Source organism: Streptomyces sp. NPDC098101 (assembly GCF_044760185.1).
GTDB lineage: Bacteria > Actinomycetota > Actinomycetes > Streptomycetales > Streptomycetaceae > Streptomyces.
Genome location: NZ_JBIWAS010000002.1, coordinates 1,143,099 through 1,163,046 on the forward strand (window position 1 = coordinate 1,143,099; position 19,948 = coordinate 1,163,046).

19 protein-coding genes are annotated in these 19,948 nt (G+C 71.6%); 11 read left to right on the forward strand and 8 right to left on the reverse strand.

The window, feature by feature from the left end:
- Window positions 1–47 precede the first annotated feature (47 nt).
- The 5 genes from secG (at window position 48) to ACIQVI_RS12170 (ending at window position 4,889) form a co-directional block, all read left to right on the forward strand.
- Complete coding sequence (secG, locus tag ACIQVI_RS12150; protein WP_030205174.1) at window positions 48–278, forward strand: preprotein translocase subunit SecG; 231 nt, start codon at window positions 48–50, stop codon at window positions 276–278.
- Between the two features lie 77 nt (window positions 279–355).
- Entirely contained in the window at window positions 356–691 is a 336-nt protein-coding gene (locus ACIQVI_RS12155) for an RNA polymerase-binding protein RbpA (RefSeq protein WP_003976875.1), read from the forward strand.
- A gap of 189 nt (window positions 692–880) precedes the next feature.
- Complete coding sequence (gene pgi / locus ACIQVI_RS12160) at window positions 881–2,542, forward strand: glucose-6-phosphate isomerase (RefSeq protein WP_373682732.1); 1,662 nt, start codon at window positions 881–883, stop codon at window positions 2,540–2,542.
- Window positions 2,543–2,547: 5 nt separating this feature from the next.
- On the forward strand, window positions 2,548–3,048 hold the full coding sequence (locus ACIQVI_RS12165) for a PH domain-containing protein (protein ID WP_403594254.1): 501 nt from the start codon (window positions 2,548–2,550) through the stop codon (window positions 3,046–3,048).
- Window positions 3,049–3,419: 371 nt separating this feature from the next.
- Window positions 3,420–4,889: a PH domain-containing protein gene (locus ACIQVI_RS12170; RefSeq protein WP_403594551.1), complete on the forward strand. Its 1,470-nt coding sequence runs from the start codon at window positions 3,420–3,422 to the stop codon at window positions 4,887–4,889.
- A gap of 33 nt (window positions 4,890–4,922) precedes the next feature.
- Here ACIQVI_RS12170 and pgl read toward each other — a convergent pair whose 3' ends face one another.
- From pgl to tkt, 5 genes are read right to left on the reverse strand one after another with little or no spacing between them, the layout of a single operon-like run.
- Window positions 4,923–5,705: a 6-phosphogluconolactonase gene (gene pgl / locus ACIQVI_RS12175; RefSeq protein WP_403594257.1), complete on the reverse strand. Its 783-nt coding sequence runs from the start codon at window positions 5,703–5,705 to the stop codon at window positions 4,923–4,925.
- On the reverse strand, window positions 5,702–6,769 hold the full coding sequence (gene opcA / locus ACIQVI_RS12180; protein ID WP_403594260.1) for a glucose-6-phosphate dehydrogenase assembly protein OpcA: 1,068 nt from the start codon (window positions 6,767–6,769) through the stop codon (window positions 5,702–5,704). Before opcA ends, pgl begins: the two co-directional genes overlap by 4 nt.
- A complete protein-coding gene (zwf, locus tag ACIQVI_RS12185; RefSeq protein ID WP_403594263.1) occupies window positions 6,766–8,298 on the reverse strand; it encodes a glucose-6-phosphate dehydrogenase in 1,533 nt (510 codons plus the stop codon). The genes opcA and zwf overlap by 4 nt, the downstream gene beginning before the upstream one ends.
- 4 nt (window positions 8,299–8,302) lie before the next feature.
- Window positions 8,303–9,421: a transaldolase gene (tal, locus tag ACIQVI_RS12190; protein WP_351969504.1), complete on the reverse strand. Its 1,119-nt coding sequence runs from the start codon at window positions 9,419–9,421 to the stop codon at window positions 8,303–8,305.
- A gap of 36 nt (window positions 9,422–9,457) precedes the next feature.
- A complete protein-coding gene (gene tkt / locus ACIQVI_RS12195; protein ID WP_403594266.1) occupies window positions 9,458–11,545 on the reverse strand; it encodes a transketolase in 2,088 nt (695 codons plus the stop codon).
- A 312-nt stretch (window positions 11,546–11,857) separates the two neighbouring features.
- Between tkt and ACIQVI_RS12200 the strand changes: the two genes are divergently transcribed.
- Together ACIQVI_RS12200 and ACIQVI_RS12205 are read left to right on the forward strand one after the other, a co-directional pair.
- The gene (locus ACIQVI_RS12200) at window positions 11,858–12,805 is read left to right on the forward strand and encodes a heme o synthase (RefSeq protein WP_351969506.1); all 948 of its coding nucleotides are present in this window, start codon (window positions 11,858–11,860) and stop codon (window positions 12,803–12,805) included.
- A 57-nt stretch (window positions 12,806–12,862) separates the two neighbouring features.
- On the forward strand, window positions 12,863–13,207 hold the full coding sequence (locus tag ACIQVI_RS12205; protein ID WP_403594269.1) for a hypothetical protein: 345 nt from the start codon (window positions 12,863–12,865) through the stop codon (window positions 13,205–13,207).
- A gap of 99 nt (window positions 13,208–13,306) precedes the next feature.
- Here the strand turns inward: ACIQVI_RS12205 and ACIQVI_RS12210 are convergent, their stop codons facing one another.
- From ACIQVI_RS12210 to ACIQVI_RS12220, 3 genes are all read right to left on the reverse strand, one after another.
- On the reverse strand, window positions 13,307–14,275 hold the full coding sequence (locus ACIQVI_RS12210; RefSeq protein WP_403594272.1) for a heme A synthase: 969 nt from the start codon (window positions 14,273–14,275) through the stop codon (window positions 13,307–13,309).
- A gap of 64 nt (window positions 14,276–14,339) precedes the next feature.
- Window positions 14,340–15,128: an ABC transporter permease gene (locus ACIQVI_RS12215; protein ID WP_403594275.1), complete on the reverse strand. Its 789-nt coding sequence runs from the start codon at window positions 15,126–15,128 to the stop codon at window positions 14,340–14,342.
- Window positions 15,125–16,063 (reverse strand): ABC transporter ATP-binding protein, encoded by a 939-nt coding sequence (locus tag ACIQVI_RS12220; protein ID WP_161372172.1) that lies wholly within the window; start codon window positions 16,061–16,063, stop codon window positions 15,125–15,127. Before ACIQVI_RS12220 ends, ACIQVI_RS12215 begins: the two co-directional genes overlap by 4 nt.
- Before the next feature lie 180 nt (window positions 16,064–16,243).
- Between ACIQVI_RS12220 and ACIQVI_RS12225 the strand changes: the two genes are divergently transcribed.
- From ACIQVI_RS12225 to ACIQVI_RS12240, 4 genes are all read left to right on the forward strand, one after another.
- A complete protein-coding gene (locus ACIQVI_RS12225) occupies window positions 16,244–16,969 on the forward strand; it encodes a helix-turn-helix transcriptional regulator (RefSeq protein WP_403594279.1) in 726 nt (241 codons plus the stop codon).
- Complete coding sequence (gene sufB / locus ACIQVI_RS12230) at window positions 16,966–18,381, forward strand: Fe-S cluster assembly protein SufB (RefSeq protein ID WP_351969511.1); 1,416 nt, start codon at window positions 16,966–16,968, stop codon at window positions 18,379–18,381. Before ACIQVI_RS12225 ends, sufB begins: the two co-directional genes overlap by 4 nt.
- A gap of 62 nt (window positions 18,382–18,443) precedes the next feature.
- Window positions 18,444–19,625 (forward strand): Fe-S cluster assembly protein SufD, encoded by a 1,182-nt coding sequence (sufD, locus tag ACIQVI_RS12235; protein WP_351969512.1) that lies wholly within the window; start codon window positions 18,444–18,446, stop codon window positions 19,623–19,625.
- The gene (locus ACIQVI_RS12240) at window positions 19,625–19,942 is read left to right on the forward strand and encodes a bifunctional 3-phenylpropionate/cinnamic acid dioxygenase ferredoxin subunit (RefSeq protein ID WP_030205123.1); all 318 of its coding nucleotides are present in this window, start codon (window positions 19,625–19,627) and stop codon (window positions 19,940–19,942) included. Before sufD ends, ACIQVI_RS12240 begins: the two co-directional genes overlap by 1 nt.
- Window positions 19,943–19,948 lie beyond the last annotated feature (6 nt).

Sequence of the window (19,948 nt, forward strand, 5' to 3'; positions counted from 1 at the left end):
CCGGCCCCCGTCCGTATAAGTCCGAGGAAGTTGGTCCAGCCGTGGTTATGGGGTTCTCGATCGCCCTGATCGTCTTCAGCGCGCTGCTGATGCTGCTCGTGCTGATGCACAAGGGGAAGGGTGGCGGCCTCTCCGACATGTTCGGTGGCGGTATGCAGTCCTCCGTCGGCGGCTCCTCGGTCGCCGAGCGCAACCTGGACCGCATCACCGTCGTGGTCGGTCTGCTCTGGTTCGCCTGCATTGTGGTGCTCGGTCTGCTGATGAAGTTGGACGGGTAACTCCAATCACTGGACGCGCGTTGGGCCTTACGTAGACTGGGGCACCTTCGGGCACCATCACGCAGGGAGTTACGACCGTGGCAAGTGGCAACGCGATTCGGGGAAGCCGGGTCGGAGCGGGGCCGATGGGCGAGGCCGAGCGGGGCGAGTCGGCGCCGCGCCTCCGCATCTCCTTCTGGTGCTCGAACGGGCACGAGACACAGCCGAGCTTCGCCAGCGACGCACAGGTCCCGGAGACCTGGGACTGCCCGCGCTGCGGCTTCCCGGCCGGCCAGGACCGCGACAACCCGCCGGACCCGCCGCGCACGGAGCCGTACAAGACCCATCTCGCGTACGTGCGCGAGCGGCGCAGCGACGCGGACGGCGAGGCGATCCTCGCCGAAGCCCTCGCCAAGCTGCGCGGCGAGATCTGAGCACGGCGTGACGGCGTGACGAACGGGCCCGGCCCGCGAACTCGATTCGCGGGCCGGGCCCGTTCCGTCGTCCCGGACCCCGCGTCCCCCGCCGCGACCGCCCTCGCGCTCGTCGTCGCGCCGCCGGTCCCCCTGATCAATTAGGTTGGAGGGGCAGCGGGGCAGATACGTACGAAGAAGAAGAGGGCGATGTCCGAGATGACTGGCGAAGGACGTACGAGGCTCAACCGGCTGCCCGAGTGGGCGGCCCTCGGCAAGCACCGCGAGCAGCTGGGCGAGCCCCATCTGCGCGAGCTGTTCGCCGCCGACCCGACGCGCGGCACCGACCTCACCCTGAGGGTCGGCGACCTCTACCTGGACTACTCCAAGCACCTCGTCACCGGCGAGACGCTGACCCTGCTGCGGGAGCTGGCCGCCGCCACCGGCGTCGCCGAGCTGCGCGACGCCATGTTCCGCGGCGAGAAGATCAACACCACCGAGGACCGGGCGGTCCTCCACACCGCGCTGCGCGCCCCCCGCGACGCCGTGGTCGAGGTCGACGGCGAGAACGTCGTCCCCGGCGTCCACGCCGTCCTCGACCGCATGGGCGACTTCGCCGAGAAGGTCCGCGCCGGCGAGTGGACCGGCCACACCGGCAAGCCGGTCAAGAACGTCGTCAACATCGGCATCGGCGGCTCCGACCTCGGCCCCGCCATGGCCTACGAGTTCCTGCGCTCCTACACCCGCCGGGACCTGACGCTCCGTTTCGTCTCCAACGTCGACGGCGCCGACCTCCACGAGGCCCTCCACGACCTCGACCCCGCCGAGACGCTCTTCGTCGTGGCGTCCAAGACCTTCACCACCATCGAGACCATCACCAACGCCACCTCCGCCCGCGACTGGCTCCTGACCGGCCTCGGCGCCGGCCAGGAGGCCGTGGCCCGGCACTTCGTGGCCCTCTCGACCAACGCGGAGAAGGTCGAGGAGTTCGGCATCGACACCGCGAACATGTTCGAGTTCTGGGACTGGGTCGGCGGCCGCTACTCCTACGACTCCGCCATCGGCCTCTCCCTGATGATCGCCATCGGCCCGGAGCGCTTCCGCGAGATGCTCGACGGCTTCCACCTCGTCGACGAGCACTTCCGCACCGCCCCGCCCGAGGAGAACGCGCCCCTGCTCCTCGGCCTCCTCGGCGTCTGGTACGGCGACTTCTTCGACGCCCAGTCGCACGCCGTCCTGCCGTACTCCCACTACCTGTCGAAGTTCACCGCCTACCTCCAGCAGCTCGACATGGAGTCCAACGGCAAGTCGGTGGACCGCGAGGGCAACCGGGTCGACTGGCAGACCGGACCCGTGGTCTGGGGCACCCCCGGCACCAACGGCCAGCACGCGTACTACCAGTTGATCCACCAGGGCACCAAGCTGATCCCGGCCGACTTCATCGGCTTCGCCCGGCCCGTCGACGACCTGGAGCCCGGCCTCGTCGCCCAGCACGACCTGCTCATGGCCAACTTCTTCGCGCAGACGCAGGCGCTCGCCTTCGGCAAGACGCCCGAGGAGGTGCGGGCCGAGGGCGTCCCCGAGGAGCTCGTCCCGCACAAGACCTTCCGGGGCGACCACCCCACCACCACGATCCTCGCCGACGCGCTCACCCCGTCCGTCCTCGGACAGCTGGTCGCGCTCTACGAGCACAAGGTCTTCGTCCAGGGCGCCATCTGGAACATCGACTCCTTCGACCAGTGGGGCGTCGAGCTCGGCAAGGTCCTCGCCAAGCGGATCGAGCCGGTCCTGACGACCGGAGAGGGCGCGGAGGAGCTCGACGGCTCCACCGCGGGCCTGGTCGCCGCCTACCGCTCGCTGCGCGGACGGTAGGAGCCGTGCGGGGGGAGGGCGCGGTGCGGCTGAGGCCGCCGAGCAACGCCGTGGACGGGCGGGCCGTCACCTGGTGGCGGGCCCAGCTCCTGGTCACCACCGCCGTACCGGTGGCGGTCCTCGCCGTCCTCGGCGCGCTGATCGGACCCGCCAGGTCCTGGCTGCTGGTCGCGGCCGGGGCCGTGGCGGCCGCGGGCCTGGCCTGCACCGCGCTCCTCCCCGCCTGGTGGTTCCGGGTGCACCGCTGGGAGGTCACCGACGAGGCCGTCTACGTGCGCACCGGGGCCCTCTGGCAGGAGTGGCGGATCGCCCCGATGTCCCGGATCCAGACCGTCGACACCTCGCGCGGCCCCCTGGAGCAGTACTTCCGGCTCGCCACCGTCACCGTCACCACCGCCTCCTCCGCGGGCGCGGTCCGGATCGAGGGCCTCGACCACGAACTGGCCGCCGGCCTGGCCGAACGGCTGACCGCCGTCACCCAGGCCACGCCCGGGGACGCCACGTGAGCGAGCCGGCCGCCGGGGCGCCGGAAGAGGAGCGACGGCTCGCCGTGCCCGAGACCGGGCGGCGGCCCGACGCCTCGGAGGACGGAGGGCGACCGCGACCCGAGGCCGAGCGGCAGCGGCCCGGCGCCTCGGAGGGCGGAGGGCGACCGCGACTCGGCGCGCCGGAGGGCGGAGAGCGGCAACGACCCGGTGTCCCGGAGGACCGAGAGCGGCCGCAACCCGAGGCCGAGCGGCAGCGGCCCGGTGCCTCGGAGGGCGGAGGGCGACCGCGACCCGGCGCGCCGGAGGGCGGCGAGCGGCCGCACCCCGGCAGCCCCGAAGGGGGATGGCTGCGGCTCGACCGGCGTACCCTCCTCGCCACCGCCGCTCTCCTGTGCGGAGTGGCCGGTGGCACCGGGCTCCCCGTCGCCCTCGGCCTCGCCGGCTCCCGGCCGCTCTCGCAGACCGTCGCCTGGGTCCTCGCCGGAGCCCTGCTCCTGGTCCTCGGCGGCACCGGCGCCGACTACGTCCGCCTGCGCCGCACCCGCTACCGCGTCGGCCCCGACCGGGTCGACCTCCACACCGGCCTGCTCCTCCTCAAGCGCCGCTCCCTGGCCCGCGAGCGCATCCGCAGCGTCGACCTCACCGCCAACCCCCTCCAGCGCCTCCTCGGCCTGGTCAAGGTCCGCATCGGCACCGGCGAGCACAGCGGCGGCGACGCCGCCCTCGAACTCGACCTGGTCGCCCGCGCCGAGGGCGAACGGCTCCGCCGCGCACTCCTCACCCGCGCCGCCGCGTCCGGGGACCCCCGCCACGACGGCGCCCTCGCCGCCCTCGACCCGCGCTGGATCCGCTACGCCCCCGTCTCCTTCGTCGCCCCCGCCCTCGGCGGCGCCGCCGCCGGAGCGGTCATGCAGGTCAGCGAGTGGTTCGGCGCCCAGGGCGAGGTCATCGACTGGATAGGGGAGCGCTTCGACTCCGTCGCGATCCCCTGGATGATCCTCTGGCTGGTCCTCGTCGCCACCGCCGTCGGGGCCGTCGGCGCCCTCGGCCTCTGGATCGAGATGTGGTGGAACTACCGCCTGGAGCGCGAGCCCGGCGGCACCCTGCGCGTCACCCGGGGCCTCCTCACCGCCCGCTCGGTCTCCCTGGAGGAACGGCGGCTGCGCGGCGTCGAGATCGTCGAACCGCTCGGCGTGCGCCTCTTCGGCGCGGCCCGCGTCGACGCCGTCGCCACCGGCCTCGCCCAGAAGGACGAGGACAGGCACGGCGACCTCAAGAACCTGCTGCCGGCCGTCCCCCGCCCGCTCGCCGACCGGGTCGCCGCCCAGGTCCTGCGCGAGCCCGCACCACCCACCGGGGCACCGCTCGCCGCCCACCCCCGGGCCGCCCGGAACCGGCGGATCCGCTGGGCCCTGTGGAGCGTCCTGACGCCCGCCGCGCTCCTCGCCGCCCTCGGCCTCGCGCTCACCCCGGTCCTGCTGTACGCGGCGGCCGGCTGGACCGTCGTCCTCACCCCGCTCGCGCTGCTCCTCGCCCGCGACGCCCACCGGAACCTCGGACACGGCGTCGGAGGGGCGTACCTGGTGACCCGTTCGGGCACGGTCCGGCGCACCACGGTCGCCCTCCAGCGCTCCGGCGTCATCGGCTGGACCGTCAAGCAGTCGTACTTCCAGCGCCGGGCCGGCCTGCTCACCCTGACCGCCACGACGGCGGCCGGGTCGGGCGCGTACGAGATCCTCGACGCCGGGCGGAGCCAGGGCCTGGCCTTCGCCGCCGAGGCCGTACCGGGGCTCCTCGCGCCCTTCCTGGAGCCCGCCGACGCACCGCAGACGCCGGAGGCCCGGTCCACCGAGGGGTGAACCGGGCCTCCGAACGACGGCTGTCGGGAGGGGTCAGGCCGTGGCCGGCGGGTACAGGCCCTTCGGCAGCTCCGAGGCCGCCGCCGCGTCGAGCAGCCACAGCGTGCGCGAGAGGCCGCGGGCACCGGCCGCCGGGGCCTGCACCTCGCCCGCGCCCGACAGTGCGAGCGCCGCCGCCTTCGCCTTGTCCTCACCGGCCGCGAGCAGCCAGACCTCCCGCGCCGCCCGGATCGCCGGGAGCGTCAGCGAGATCCGGACCGGCGGGGGCTTCGGCGCGCCGCGCACCCCGACCACCGTCCGCACGGTCTCGTGCACGGCGGGCAGCTCGGGGAAGAGCGAGGCCACGTGCGTGTCCGGGCCGACGCCCAGCATCAGCACGTCGAACGCCGGCACGCCGGCACGGTCGCCGGGACCGGCCGCGGCGGCCAGCTCCTCCGCGTAGGCGGCGGCAGCGGCCTCCACGTCGTCGCCGTACGGCCCGTCGGAGGCGGGCATCGCGTGCACCCGCGCGGGGTCCAGCGGCACCCGGTCGAGCAGCGCCTCACGGGCCTGGGTGACGTTCCGCTCCGGGTCCCCGTCGGGCAGGTACCGCTCGTCGCCCCACCACAGGTCGAGCCGCGACCAGTCGACCGCGTCCCGCGCGGGCGCCGAACCGAGCGCCGCGAGCAGCCCGTTGCCGTTGCGTCCGCCGGTCAGCACCACCGAGGCGGAGCCCCGGGAGGCCTGGGCGTCCACGATCCGGGTGATCAGCTGGGCCGCGGCGGCCTGCGCCATCAGCTCCTTGTCGCGGTGGACGACCAGCTGGGGGGCGCTCACTTGGCCGCCTTCCGGGCCGGGGCCTTCTTCGCCGTCGGCTTGGCGGCGGGCTTCTCCCCGGCGGGGGCGGTCTCCGGAGCGGTCTCCACCACGGCGGCCTCGACCTCCTCCTCGGGCTCGGGCGCGGTGACCGCCGCCCGCTCGTCGAGCCGTCCGACGCCGAACTTCAGCGCTGCCGCGTAGGTGTCGTCCGGGTCGAGCCGGCGCAGCTCCTCCGCGATCAGCTCGGCCGTGTCGCGGCGCTTGAGCGCCACCCCCCGGTCCGGCTGCCCCTCGATGGAGAGCGTGGCGAGCGAACCGTCCGGCCGGTCGAGCACGATCGGCCCGCAGTCGGTCTCCAGGCGTACGGAGGTGAGGCCGGGGCCCGCCGACTTCGAGCGCCGCACGGGCACCTTCAGCCGGTCCGCCACCCACATCGCGAGCAGTTCCACGCTCGGGTTGAACTCCTCGCCCTCCACCTCGGCGGCGGAGACCTCGCAGACGACCTGGTCGAGCGCGGCGGCCAGCATCGAACGCCACGGCGTGATCCGGGTCCACGACAGGTCCGTGTCGCCCGGGGTGTACGTCTCCGCCCGCGCCGTCAGCTCCTCGATGGGCTGCTCGGCCGCGTACGTGTCGGTCACCCGGCGCTGGGCGAGCGCGCCCAGCGGGTCCTTCGCCGGGTCGGTCGGCGCGTCCACCGGCCACCACACGACGACCGGGGCGTCCGGGAGCAGCAGCGGCAGCACCACCGACTGGGCGTGGTCGACGACCTCGCCGTACAGCCGGAGCACCACCGTTTCGCCGGCGCTGGCGTCGGCACCGAGGCGAACCTCGGCGTCGAGCCGTGCCTTGGCGCGGTCCCGCGGCGAGCGCGAGACCCTCTTGATGACGACGAGGGTCCGCGAGGGGTGCTCGCGGGACGCCTCGTTGGCCGCCTTCAGCGCGTCGTAGGCGTTCTCCTCGTCGGTGACGATGACGAGGGTGAGCACCATGCCGACGGCCGGCGCGCCGATCGCCCGCCGCCCGAGCACCAGCGCCTTGTTGATCTTGGAGGACGTGGTGTCCGTCAGGTCGGTCTTCATGGCCGGCGCCAGCTCCTGCCGTCTCGTGCGAGCATCTCGTCCGCCTCGACCGGACCCCAGGTCCCGGACTGGTACTGCGCGGGCTTGCCGTGCTCGTCCCAGAACTTCTCGATCGGGTCGAGGATCTTCCAGGACAGCTCGACCTCCTCCACGCGCGGGAAGAGGTTCGAGTCGCCGAGCAGGACGTCGAGGATGAGCCGCTCGTACGCCTCCGGGCTGGACTCGGTGAAGGACTCGCCGTACGCGAAGTCCATCGACACGTCCCGGATCTCCATCTGGGTGCCGGGCACCTTGGAGCCGAACCGCACCGTCACGCCCTCGTCCGGCTGCACCCGGATGACGATGGCGTTGCGGCCGAGCTCCTCGGTCGCGGTGTGGTCGAAGGGGGAGTGCGGGGCGCGCTGGAAGACGACCGCGATCTCGGTGACGCGGCGGCCCAGGCGCTTGCCGGTGCGCAGGTAGAAGGGGACGCCCGCCCAGCGGCGGTTGTCGATCTCCAGCTTCACGGCCGCGTAGGTGTCGGTCTTCGACTGCGGGTCGATGCCGTCTTCCTGGAGGTAGCCGACGGCCTTCTCGCCGCCCTGCCACCCGGCCGCGTACTGGCCGCGGACCGTGGAGGCGCCCAGGTCCCTGGGGACCTTCACCGCGCCGAGGACCTTGGTCTTCTCGGCGGCCAGCGCGTCGGCGTCGAAGGAGGCGGGCTCCTCCATCGCGGTCAGCGCGAGCAGCTGGAGCAGGTGGTTCTGGATGACGTCACGGGCGGCGCCGATGCCGTCGTAGTAGCCGGCGCGGCCGCCGATGCCGATGTCCTCGGCCATGGTGATCTGCACGTGGTCGACGTACGACCGGTTCCAGATCGGCTCGAAGAGGGTGTTGGCGAAGCGGAGCGCCAGGATGTTCTGGACGGTCTCCTTGCCGAGGTAGTGGTCGATCCGGAAGACCTCGTGCGGCGGGAAGACCTCGTGGACGACCTCGTTGAGCTCCTTGGCGGAGGCCAGGTCGTGCCCGAAGGGCTTCTCGATGACCGCGCGGCGCCAGGATCCGTCCTTCTGGTCGGCGAGCCCGTGCTTCTTGAGCTGCTGGACGACCTTGGGGAAGAACTTCGGCGGGACCGACAGGTAGAAGGCGAAGTTGCCGCCGGTGCCCTGGGCCTTGTCGAGCTCCTCGACGGTGGTCTTCAGCTGCTCGAAGGCCTCGTCGTCGTCGAAGTCGCCCTGGACGAACCGCATTCCCTGGATCAGCTGCTGCCACACCTCCTCGCGGAAGGGGGTGCGCGAGTGCTGCTTGACGGCCTCGTAGACCTCCTGCGCGAAGTCCTCGTCCTGCCACTCGCGCCGGGCGAAGCCGACGAGCGAGAAGCCCGGCGGCAGCAGGCCGCGGTTGGCCAGGTCGTAGACGGCGGGCATCAGCTTCTTTCGGGACAAATCGCCCGTGACGCCGAAGATCACCAGACCCGACGGCCCCGCGATGCGCGGGAGCCGTCGGTCTGCGGCGTCACGGAGCGGGTTGGCTCCGTGGACTGCGCTCAAGGTGTTACGCCTCCGAAGGTGCGAGGCGCTTCAGCTCCGCCTCGGTGGACGTGAGCAGGTCGTTCCAGGACGCCTCGAACTTCTGGACGCCCTCGTCCTCCAGGAGCTGGACGACCTCGTCGTAGCCGATGCCCAGCTTCGCGACGGCCTCCAGGACGGCCCGGGAGTCGTCGTAGGTGCCCTCGATGGTGTTGCCGGTGACCTCGCCGTGGTCGGCGGTGGCCTCCAGGGTGGCCTCGGGCATGGTGTTCACCGTGCCGGGGGCGACCAGGTCCACCACGTACAGCGTGTCCTTGTAGGCCGGGTCCTTGACGCCGGTCGAGGCCCACAGCGGACGCTGCTTGTTGGCGTGCGCCTTGTCGAGGGCCTCCCAGCGCTCGCCGGAGAAGACCTCCTCGTACGCCTCGTAGGCCAGGCGCGCGTTGGCGAGGGCGGCCTTGCCCTTGAGCGCCTTGGCCTCGTCGGTGCCGATGCCGTCCAGGCGCTTGTCGATCTCCGTGTCCACGCGGGAGACGAAGAAGGAGGCCACCGAGTGGATCTTCGCCAGGTCCAGGCCGCGCTCGCGGGCCTTCTCCAGACCCGCCAGGTAGGCGTCCATGACCGCGCGGTAGCGCTCCAGGGAGAAGATCAGCGTCACGTTGACGCTGATGCCGAGGCCGATGACCTCGGTGATCGCCGGCAGACCCGCCTCGGTGGCCGGGATCTTGATCAGCGTGTTGGGGCGGTCCACCAGCCAGGCCAGCTGCTTGGCCTCGGCGACGGTGGCCTTGGTGTCGTGCGCCAGACGGGGGTCGACCTCGATGGAGACCCGGCCGTCCTGGCCGTCCGTCGAGTCGAAGACCGGCCGCAGGATGTCGGCGGCGTCGCGGACGTCCGCCGTCGTGATCATCCGGATCGCCTCTTCGACGGTCACCCGGCGGGCCGCGAGGTCGGAGACCTGCTGGTCGTAGCCGTGGCCCTCGGAGATCGCCTTCTGGAAGATCGACGGGTTGGTGGTGACACCGACCACGTGGCTCTGGTCGATGAGCTCCGCCAGGTTGCCGGAGGTGATCCGCTGGCGCGAGAGGTCGTCCAGCCAGATCGCGACGCCTTCGTCGGAGAGGCGCTTGAGTGCGTCTGTCATGAGAGTTGCATCTCCAATAAGTCGTACGTACGGGCGTCAGCGCGCGGCGGCGTCGATCGATTCCCGCGCGGCGGCGACGATCGCCTCGGGCGTGAAGCCGAACTCGCGGAAGAGGACCTTCGCGTCCGCCGAGGCGCCGAAGTGCTCCAGGGAGACGATCCGGCCGGCGTCGCCGACGTACTTGTGCCAGGTCAGGCCGATGCCGGCCTCGACCGCGACCCGGGCGCGGACCGACGGCGGCAGGACGGAGTCCTTGTACGCCTGGTCCTGCTCCTCGAACCACTCCACCGACGGCATCGACACCACGCGGGTGGGCGTGCCGGCGGCCTGGAGCTGCTCGCGGGCCTCGACGGCCAGGTGCACCTCGGAACCGGTGGCGATCAGCACGACCTCGGGCTCGCCGCCTTCGGCGTCGAACAGCACGTAGCCGCCCTTGACCGTACCCTCGTTCGGCGCGTACGTCGGCACGCCCTGGCGGGTGAGCGCCAGACCGTGCGGGGCGCCCTTGCCGTAGACCTTGGTGTGGCGCTGCATGATCTCGCGCCACGCCAGGGCCGTCTCGTTGGCGTCGGCCGGACGGACCAGGTTCAGGCCCGGGATCGCGCGCAGCGAGGCCAGGTGCTCCACCGGCTGGTGGGTGGGGCCGTCCTCGCCCAGACCGATCGAGTCGTGGGTCCAGACGTAGGTGACGGGCAGGTGCATCAGGGCGGAGAGGCGCACCGCGTTGCGCATGTAGTCGGAGAACACCAGGAAGGTGCCGCCGTAGATCCGCGTGTTGCCGTGCAGCGCGATGCCGTTCATCTCGGCCGCCATCGCGTGCTCGCGGATGCCGAAGTGGATCGTGCGGCCGTACTTGTCGGCCTCCGGCAGCGGGTTGCCCTCGGGCAGGAACGACGAGTCCTTGTCGATCGTCGTGTTGTTCGAGCCGGCCAGGTCGGCCGAGCCGCCCCACAGCTCCGGGACGACCGCGCCGAGCGCCTTGAGGACCTGGCCCGAGGCGGCACGGGTGGCGACGCCCTTGCCCGGCTCGAAGACCGGCAGCTTCTCCGCCCAGCCCTCGGGCAGCTCGTTCGCCTGGATGCGGTCGAAGCGCGCCGCGTGCTCCGGGTTGGCCGTGCGCCACTCGGCGAGGGACTTCTCCCACTCCGCGCGGGCCTCGCGGCCCCGGTCGCCGAGCGCGCGGGTGTGCGCGATGACCTCGTCGGAGACCTCGAAGGTCTGCTCCGGGTCGAAGCCCAGGACGCGCTTGGTGGCCGCGACCTCGTCGTCGCCGAGCGCCGAGCCGTGGGCGGCCTCGGTGTTCTGCGCGTTCGGGGCGGGCCAGGCGATGATCGAGCGCATCGCGATGAACGACGGGCGCTCGGTCTCGGCCTCGGCGGCCTTGATCGCCGCGTACAGACCGGCCGGGTCCAGGTCGCCGTTCTCCTGCGGCTCGACGCGCTGCACGTGCCAGCCGTACGCCTCGTACCGCTTGAGCGTGTCCTCGGAGACGGCCGTCTCGGTGTCGCCCTCGATCGAGATGTGGTTGTCGTCCCACAGCAGGATCAGGTTGCCGAGCTTCTGGTGGCCGGCCAGCGAGGACGCCTCGGCGGAGATGCCCTCCTGGAGGCAGCCGTCACCGGCGATCGCGTAGATCCGGTGGTCGAACGGCGAGGTGCCGGCCGGCGCCTCCGGGTCGAACAGGCCGCGCTCGAAGCGGGCGGCCATCGCCATGCCCACGGCGTTGGCGACGCCCTGGCCCAGCGGGCCCGTGGTCGTCTCGACGGCGGCGGTGTGGCCGTACTCCGGGTGGCCGGGGGTCTTCGAACCCCAGGTGCGGAAGGCCTTCAGGTCGTCCAGTTCGAGACCGAATCCACCCAGGTAGAGCTGGGTGTAGAGGGTCAGGGACGAGTGGCCGGCGGAGAGGACGAACCGGTCGCGCCCGACCCACTCGGGGTCGGCCGGGTCGTGCCGCATCACCTTCTGGAAGAGGGTGTACGCGACGGGCGCCAGGCTCATCGCCGTACCGGGATGGCCGTTGCCGACCTTCTGTACGGCGTCCGCGGCCAGGATGCGGGCGGTGTCTACGGCCCGCTGGTCCAATTCGGTCCACTCGAGGTCTGTGGTGGTCGGCTTAGTGCTCACCCTGGGTCAGGGCTCCTCTCCACATGTCTGAAGCCGGTGACTGAGGGTGTACCGGCGGTGTCGAGCCTACCCCCGTCGGACGGCCCTCTTTTCGTGCTCATGCCCCTCAAATGAGCGCACATGGCAAGACTGCCGGTGGCCGTGGGACTTCGCCTCCCGAACCGCGTCCACCCCTGGGGACGTACCCCTTCAACACGACCCCACCCCCGCGAAGATCGGCGTCTGGGCAACGTCTAGAGTGGCGTGGTACGCGCAAGCTTCACCCCGCTTTCATCCGGGGAGCTTGCTGGGATTTCTCTGTCAGGGGTGTGCGTGACGGCCGTCGAGTCCCGACCCGCAGGGGTCGTCTTGACTCCCAGCCCGGGGGGCCATCGGCCGTTCGGGGCCCGCGTCAAGGCATTCGTGGCGCTGACCAAGCCGCGGATCATCGAGCTGCTGCTCATCACGACCGTCCCGGTGATGTTCCTCGCCGAGCAGGGCGTGCCGAACCTCTGGCTGGTGCTCGCCACCTGCTTCGGCGGCTACCTGTCGGCGGGCGGCGCGAACGCGCTGAACATGTACATCGACCGGGACATCGACGCCCTGATGGACCGCACGTCCCAGCGTCCGCTGGTCACCGGCATGGTGTCGCCGCGCGAGGGCCTGGTCTTCGGCCTCACGCTCGCGGTGGTCTCCACCCTGTGGTTCGGCCTCCTGGTCAACTGGCTCTCCGCCTGGCTGTCGCTCGGCGCGCTCCTCTTCTACGTGGTCGTCTACACGATGATCCTCAAGCGGCGGACCGCGCAGAACATCGTCTGGGGCGGCATCGCCGGCTGTATGCCGGTGCTGATCGGCTGGTCCTCGGTCACGAACTCGATGTCCTGGGCCGCGGTCGTCCTCTTCATGGTCATCTTCTTCTGGACGCCGCCGCACTACTGGCCGCTGTCGATGAAGGTCAAGGACGACTACGCGCGCGTGGGCGTCCCGATGCTCCCGGTGATCGCCTCCAACAAGGTCGTCGCCAAGCAGATCGTGGCCTACAGCTGGGTCATGGTCGCCGTCTCGCTGCTGCTCACCCCGCTGGGCTACACCGGCTGGTTCTACACCGCGGTGGCCCTGGTGACCGGCGGCTGGTGGCTCTGGGAGGCGCACGGGCTCCTGAACCGCGCCAAGGACGGCGCCACGGGGGCCAAGCTCAAGGAGATGCGGCTCTTCCACTGGTCCATCACCTACGTCTCGCTGCTCTTCGTGGCGGTCGCGGTGGACCCCTTCCTCCGCTGAACCCGACGAACCGCCCGGCCGTCGCCGTTAGATCTACCCGTCGGTAGCATCCTTGCCATGGCAGACACGACGGCAGAAACGACGGCAGGCACGAAGAAGGACGAGCGCAGGGTCGCCCGGCTCGCCAAGCAGATCCAGGCCTTCTCCGAGGAGCACGGCGGCTCCGAGGGACACCTGGAGCACATCGGCCAGGCGGGCACCCGGATCGTCCTCGTCGGCACGGACGGCCTCTGGGGCGACCTGGTGGCCCCGACGTACGCGATCGCGGAGCAGGCCGCCGAGAAGGCCGGGCTGACGCTCCACAAGGAGTTCGACGGCGAGTTCGCCGCGAAGGTCGTCACCGGTCCGTACGAGTGGTCCCGGATGGCGGGCATCCAGATCGGCGGCCCCTCCGACCGCTGAAGCGGCGGACGCGCACGCACGAAGGGCCCACCGGCTCGCGGGAACCGGTGGGCCCTTCCGCGTACGTGTACGTGCGCGCGTACGGGAGCGGGCGGGGCCTCAGGCCTTCGCGAGCTCCGGGTCGGCCTGGGCCGGGATCGCCGGGGTGGCCGGCGGGCGCTCGCGCATACTCAGGGCGAGCCGCACGACCGCGATCCACATCAGCGAGGAGCCGAGCATGTGGGCGCCGACCAGGAGTTCCGGGACCCCGGTGAAGTACTGGACGTAACCCACGGCTCCCTGGAGGAGCAGCACGATCAGCAGGTCGCGGGCGCGGGCCCGGGTGTCGTCCGGGGCGTCCACCACGCGCAGGACCAGCCACATCGCGATCGCGAGCGCGCAGACGATCCAGGCCGCGATCGCGTGCGCGTGCGCGGCGACCGTCCAGTCCCACGGCATCCGCGGCACGTCGCTGCTGTCGCCCGCGTGCTTGCCGGAGCCGGTCACCGTCGTGCCGAGCGCGATCAGCAGGCCCGAGGTGATCGCGATCGCCCAGGACAGCCTGCGGACCGGGCGCGGCACGCGCGGGCGGGGGGCGGTGTCGCCCTCGCGGGTCCGGTGCCAGGTGACGACGGCGACCGTGAGCAGCGCGTTCGCGGCGAGGAAGTGGCCGGCGACCGTCCACGGGTTGAGGCCCATCCACACCGTGATGCCGCCGAGGACGGCGTTGCTCAGCACGATCCAGAACTGGACCCAGGCGAGCCGGGTGAGGCCGCGCCGCCGCGGCTTGACCGAGCGGACGGCGATGATGGCCCAGCCGACGGCCGCCGACAGGACGTACGTCAGCATCCGGTTGCCGAACTCGACGGCGCCGTGGAAGCCCTGCGCGGGCGTGGCGAAGAGGCTGTCGTCCGTGCACTTGGGCCAGGTGTCGCAGCCGAGACCGGAACCGGTCAGCCGGACCGCGCCGCCGGTGACGATGATGAGCACGCTCATCACGACGGCCGAGAGTGCGGCGCGCCGGAGCGTCCGGGGGGACGGGGTCCAGCGCCGGGCGATGAGGGCGAGGGGGGTCAGCACGGGCCCCATCGTAGGACGGCGCTTGTGCGCGCTTTCACGAGGGGGGCGTATGTGGCCGAACGGAACCTCTCGGTTACTCCCAGCGGAAGAACTTCGCCGCCGCGCCGAGCCCCAGGACCGCCCAGACCGCCAGGACCAGCGCGTCGCCCCACGGCATCGCCGCCCCGCCCTGCAGGACGTCCCGCAGGCCGTCCGAGAGGGCCGAGATCGGCAGCAGGGCGAGCACGTCGCCCGCGGCGCCGAACTTCTCCAGGGGCACGATCACCCCGCCGCCCACCAGGAGCAGCAGGAAGACCAGGTTGGCGGCGGCCAGGGTGGCCTCGGCCCGCAGCGTGCCGGCCATCAGCAGGCCGAGGCCGGAGAAGGCGGCGGTGCCGAGGACCAGGAGCAGCAGCACGGAGAGCGGGTTCCCGTGCGGGGACCAGCCGAGCGCGAGGGCGATCGCCGTGAGGAGCGCGATCTGGAGGACCTCGGTGACCAGGACGGAGAGCGTCTTGGCGGTCATCAGGGCCCAGCGGGGGAGCGGCGAGGCCCCCAGGCGCTTGAGCACCCCGTACCGGCGCTCGAAACCGGTCGCGATGGCTTGGCCGGTGAAGGCGGTGGACATCACGGCGAGCGCGAGGACGCCGGGGGCGAGGAAGTCGACGGGCTTCCCGGCCCCGGTGTCGACGACGTCGACGGTGGAGAACAGCACCAGGAGCAGCGAGGGGATGATCACCGTCAGGAGCAGCTGCTCGCCGTTGCGCAGCAGCATCCTGGTCTCCAGGGCGGTCTGCGCGGCGATCATCCGCCCGACGGGGGCCGCGCCGGGCCGGGGGGAGTGGGTACCGGTGGACTCCGGGAGGCGGGTGTCCGTACTCATGACCTCAGCTCCTTGCCCGTGAGCTCCAGAAAAACGTCTTCGAGGGTGTGGCGCTCGACCGCGATGCCCTCCGGCATCACGCCGTGCTGGGCGCACCAGCTGGTGACCGTGGCGAGCAGCTGGGGGTCGACGTCGCCGGTGATCCGGTACGTGCCCGGCAGGGTCTCCGCCGCGGCCGTGCCGTCCGGGAGCGCCTTGAGCAGGGAGCCCAGGTCGAGTCCGGGGCGGCCGGTGAAGCGCAGGGTGTTCTCGGCGCCGCCGCGGCACAGCTCCTCGGGGCTGCCCTGGGCGGCGATCCGGCCGGCGTCGACGATGGCGACGTCGTCGGCCAGCTCCTCCGCCTCCTGCATGAAGTGGGTGGTGAGGACCGTGGTCACCCCGTCGGCGCGCAGCTCGCGGACCAGGTCCCAGGTGGCGCGGCGGGCCTGCGGGTCGAGCCCGGCGGTGGGCTCGTCGAGGAAGACGAGCTCGGGGCGGCCGACGACGGCCATGGCGAGCGCGAGGCGCTGCTGCTGGCCGCCGGAGAGGCGCCGGTAGGTCGTCCGGCCGCAGGAGCCGAGGCCGAGGCGCTCGATCAGGGCGTCCACGTCCAGCGGGTGGGCGTGCAGCTTCGCCATGTGCCGGAGCATCTCGCCGGCGCGGGCGCCGGAGTAGACGCCGCCGGACTGGAGCATGACGCCGATCCGGGGGCGCAGGGCGGCCGCGTCGGCGACCGGGTCCAGGCCGAGGACCCGGACGGTGCCGCCGTCGGGCCGGCGGTAGCCCTCGCAGATCTCGATCGTGGTGGTCTTGCCGGCCCCGTTGGGACCGAGGACGGCGGTGACGGTGCCGGCCCGTACGTCGAGGTCGAGGCCGTCGACGGCGGTCTTGTCTCCGTACCGCTTGACCAGGCCGCGGACCTGGACGACGGACTCACTCGCGGGCTTCCCGTGCATGTCGGGAAGTCTAGAGAGCGCCCGGGGGTCCTCCGGTCGCGGGTCCGGAAGAGTGGTCGAATTCATCCCATGAATGATCATCGCCGCAGGTCAGGTAAGCCTTACCTGAGTGACGCACGGCACCGTCCGCGCGCCGGGTGCCGCTTGTCACTCCCCGATTAATTACGCAACAATGGTGTTGTGAAAAACGTGGGAGCGGCTCCGGTGGAGGAACTCGCGACCCGGGAGCGCTCCACGCGCAACCGGGTGGCGCGGTCGATCCTCGACCACGGGCCGTCGACCGTCGCCGATCTGGCCGAACGGCTCCGCCTCACCCAGGCGGCCGTCCGCCGCCACCTCGACTCGCTGGTCGCGGAGAACGTCGTGGAGGCGCGCGAGAAGCGCGTCTACGGCCACCGCGGCCGCGGCCGTCCCGCGAAGGTCTTCGTCCTGACCGACTGCGGCCGGGACGCCTTCGACCAGTCGTACGACTCGCTCGCCGTCGAGGCGCTCCGCTGGATCGAGCGCAACGCCGGGGGCGAGGAGGCCGTCGCCGCCTTCGCCCGGGACCGGATCGAGAGCCAGGGCCGCGCGTACCGCGAGGCCGTCGAGGCGGCCGAGCCCGCGCGGCGGACCGAGGCGCTCGCCAAGGCGCTCACGGCGGACGGGTACGCTGCCACTGCGCGGAACGCGCCGGTCGGCGAGCAGCTCTGCCAGCACCACTGCCCGGTCGCCCACGTCGCCGAGCAGTACCCCCAGCTGTGCGAGGCGGAGACGGAATTCTTCTCCCGCCTCCTGGGAACGCACGTCCAGCGCCTGGCCACCATCGCCCATGGTGACGGCGTCTGCACCACGTTCATCCCGCACGGCGCACCACAGACCACCGAATCAGCATCCGCAAGCACGGCCGGGAGGAACCCCGCATGACCACCGAGATCAGCCACCCCGAGCTCGAGGGCCTGGGTCGGTACGAGTACGGCTGGGCCGACTCCGACGCCGCCGGCTCCACCGCCAAGCGCGGACTGAACGAGGACGTCGTCCGCGACATCTCCTCGAAGAAGAACGAGCCCGAGTGGATGCTGAAGCTGCGTCTCAAGGGTCTGCGGCTCTTCGGCAAGAAGCCCATGCCGACCTGGGGCTCCGACCTCTCCGGCATCGACTTCGACAACATCAAGTACTTCGTGCGGTCCACCGAGAAGCAGGCCGAGTCCTGGGAGGACCTGCCGGAGGACATCAAGAACACGTACGACAAGCTCGGCATCCCCGAGGCGGAGAAGCAGCGCCTCGTCGCCGGCGTCGCCGCCCAGTACGAGTCCGAGGTCGTCTACCACCAGATCCGCGAGGACCTGGAGGAGCAGGGCGTCATCTTCGTCGACACCGACACCGCCCTGAAGGAGCACGAGGAGCTCTTCAAGGAGTACTTCGGCACCGTCATCCCGGTCGGCGACAACAAGTTCGCCTCGCTGAACACGGCCGTGTGGTCCGGCGGCTCCTTCATCTACGTGCCGAAGGGCGTGCACGTCGAGATCCCGCTCCAGGCCTACTTCCGCATCAACACGGAGAACATGGGCCAGTTCGAGCGGACGCTGATCATCGTCGACGAGGACGCCTACGTCCACTACGTCGAGGGCTGCACCGCCCCGATCTACTCCTCGGACTCGCTGCACAGCGCCGTCGTGGAGATCATCGTCAAGAAGGGCGGCCGCTGCCGCTACACGACCATCCAGAACTGGTCGAACAACGTCTACAACCTGGTGACCAAGCGCGCCGTCGCCTACGAGGGCGCCACCATGGAGTGGGTCGACGGCAACATCGGCTCCAAGGTCACCATGAAGTACCCGGCCGTCTACCTGATGGGCGAGCACGCCAAGGGCGAGACCCTGTCCATCGCCTTCGCGGGCGAGGGCCAGCACCAGGACGCCGGCGCCAAGATGGTCCACATGGCCCCGAACACCTCCTCCAACATCGTCTCCAAGTCGGTGGCGCGGGGCGGCGGCCGGACCTCCTACCGCGGCCTCATCGAGATCGGCGAGGGCGCCCCGGGCGCCAAGTCCAACGTGCTCTGCGACGCGCTGCTCGTCGACACCATCTCCCGCTCCGACACGTACCCCTACGTGGACGTGCGCGAGGACGACGTCTCCATGGGCCACGAGGCCACCGTCTCCAAGGTCTCCGAGGACCAGCTCTTCTACCTGATGAGCCGCGGCCTCACCGAGTTCGAGGCCATGGCGATGATCGTCCGCGGCTTCGTCGAGCCCATCGCCAAGGAGCTCCCGATGGAGTACGCCCTGGAGCTCAACCGGCTGATCGAGCTGCAGATGGAGGGGTCGGTCGGCTGAGGCCCGCCGCCCGCACGCAGCGACCGTTTCCCCGTACGCAGGAAGAGAGCAACACGACAGCCATGGCTGAGGCCCAGAACATCCCGGCAGGTTCCACCACTGCCGGCTCGATCGCGGTGGCCGCCGAGTCCACCGTCGCCACGCGCATGAGCGCGCCCCCGTCCTTCGACGTCGCGGACTTCCCCGTCCCGCACGGCCGCGAGGAGGAGTGGCGGTTCACCCCGCTGGAGCGCCTGCGCGGGCTGCACGACGGCACCGCCGTCGCCACCGGCGAGGGCGTCAAGGTCGACATCGAGGCCCCCGAGGGCGTCACCGTGGAGACCGTCGGCCGCGACGACGAGCGCCTCGGCCGGGCGGGCACCCCCGTCGACCGGGTCGCCGCCCAGGCGTACTCCTCCTTCGAGAAGGCCTCGGTCGTCACCGTCGCCAAGGACGCCGTCCTCGCCGAGCCGATCCGCATCGCCGTGCACGGCGAGGGCGGGACCGCCTTCGGCCACCAGGTGATCGAGCTCGGCGCCTTCGCCGAGGCCGTCGTGGTCATCGACCACACCGGCGACGCCGTCCTCGCCGCCAACGTCGACTACGTCCTCGGCGACGGCGCCAAGCTCACCGTCGTCTCCGTCCAGGACTGGGACGAGAAGGCCGTCCACGTCGCCCAGCACAACGCGCTCGTCGGCCGCGACGCCTCCTTCAAGTCGGTCGTCGTCACCTTCGGCGGCGACGTCGTCCGCATCCACCCGCGCGTGGCGTACGCGGCCCCCGGCGGCGAGGCCGAGCTCTTCGGCCTGTACTTCACCGACGCGGGCCAGCACCAGGAGCACCGCCTCCTGGTCGACCACAACACCCCGCACTGCAAGTCCAACGTGGCCTACAAGGGCGCGCTGCAGGGCCAGGACGCGCACGCCGTCTGGATCGGCGACGTGCTCATCCAGGCCGCCGCCGAGGGCACCGACACGTACGAGCTGAACCGGAACCTGGTCCTCACGGACGGTGCCCGGGTCGACTCCGTGCCGAACCTGGAGATCGAGACCGGCGAGATCGCCGGCGCCGGTCACGCCTCGGCCACCGGCCGCTTCGACGACGAGCAGCTCTTCTACCTGATGTCCCGGGGCATCCCGGAGACCGAGGCCCGCCGCCTCGTCGTCCGCGGCTTCTTCGCCGAGCTGGTCCAGCAGATCGGCCTGCCCGACGTCCAGGAGCGCCTGCTCGCCAAGATCGAGGCGGAGCTGGAGGCCTCCGTCTGATGGCCTTCGTCCGAGTCTGCGCACTGAGCGAGCTGGAGACCGACACCCCGAAGCGGGTCGAGGTCGACGGCACGCCGGTGTCGGTCGTGCACACCGAGGGCGAGGTGTTCGCGATCAACGACATCTGCTCGCACGCGAACGTCTCCCTCTCGGAGGGCGAGGTCGAGGACTGCGCCATCGAGTGCTGGCTGCACGGGTCCAGCTTCGACCTGCGCACCGGCAAGCCCTCCGGCCTTCCCGCGACGCGCCCCGTCCCCGTATACCCCGTAAAGATCGAAGGGGACGATGTGCTCGTCTCCGTCACCCAGGAGTCCTGAGTCACC